Below are 1046 nucleotides of genomic sequence, written 5' to 3' on the forward strand. Positions count from 1 at the left end.
TGCCATGCCCGGCACACACGCAGAGCGCAGCGGCGTGCTTTAGCACGTCCGCTGACGCGATTTGTTAGCCGAGTTCCGGGGAAACTGACCTCTTTCCTCCGGATGAACCAAAATCCGAGGAGTCCATTTCTTGTCTATGAGCTCAAAAGACTCACGGGCTTTCATGCCAGATCCAATCGGATATTCGAGTTCACAAACCTCAAGCTTGCTCTTTTTCTCAAGTATTTGAAAATTTCGAGCGTATATAAACCATTCACCGCCACCATTTTGATCACGGATAAAGGCCTTTGTGTGCTCAAACTCCAAATAAGGAGCGACATCGATACCTTTTCCTATTCTATGGACCGAGTCAGCCCTTCGTTCTTCAATAAAATCAATAAGTGCTACAAAGCCCTCCGATTGAGAAAGCTGAATTTCTTCGAAGGCTGGTAGTCTGGGATAAAACTGGTGAAGGGCAAAGGACCACTGGCAGCCAAAGAAAGCCGACTTGGAAAGAATAACAAAAATGTAGTAGGCACCCTGATTCTCGAGCGCAATGAGTTCTCCTGGTCGTAGGTGCTGCATGCTCGTCCTCCATGGCTAACGCCTGCATAAACGGCGGCTTTTACGCAGCGAAGCGGAGAGAAAGCCGTCCGGTGGAGGCCCCTCGGGCCGGAACGAATTTAATGCACTGGTTAGAGCTTCCGAGGTCATATGCCATTGCATCCCTACCGCCTTCGCCTGAATACCCGTAACGCAGCAAATGCCATTGCCCCAACCAACGCAATATTCAAAGATAGGGAAGCAAATGATACCCACGTCGGGTATTCCTGCGGAAGCATGACAGCGTAGGAGCGTGGAAACGAAGGTGGGTCTAGCTTCTCCACGCTCTGCCACACAAACGGAAAAGGAAAGCCGTGAGGAACTTTGCCCATTTCAGCTCTACTATCAACAGTTGCCGGCACAAACAAAGAAGCCATGACGAGGACAGCCGCCAAACAAACGCATCCGACAATCTGTTTTGCCATGCCACTCCCCCTGTAGGCTCTAACGCTGAGGTAACCGGC

1 protein-coding gene is annotated in these 1046 nt (G+C 50.6%); it reads right to left on the reverse strand.

The genetic code is table 11. The features are described 5' to 3' along the window. Positions 1-39: 39 nt before the first annotated feature. Positions 40-564 carry a hypothetical protein gene (locus Q675_RS25905; RefSeq protein WP_023010983.1) on the reverse strand — a complete coding sequence of 175 codons (525 nt, stop codon included), beginning with the start codon at positions 562-564 and terminating at the stop codon, positions 40-42. Positions 565-1046 lie beyond the last annotated feature (482 nt).

The sequence above is a fragment of the Marinobacter sp. EN3 genome (genome assembly GCF_000475315.1).
GTDB lineage: Bacteria > Pseudomonadota > Gammaproteobacteria > Pseudomonadales > Oleiphilaceae > Marinobacter > Marinobacter nauticus.

Excerpts from the sequence above, each read along its gene's own strand:
- Q675_RS25905 (WP_023010983.1), bottom strand. The coding sequence starts at position 564 with ATGCAGCACCTACGACCAGGAGAACTCATTGCGCTCGAGAATCAGGGT.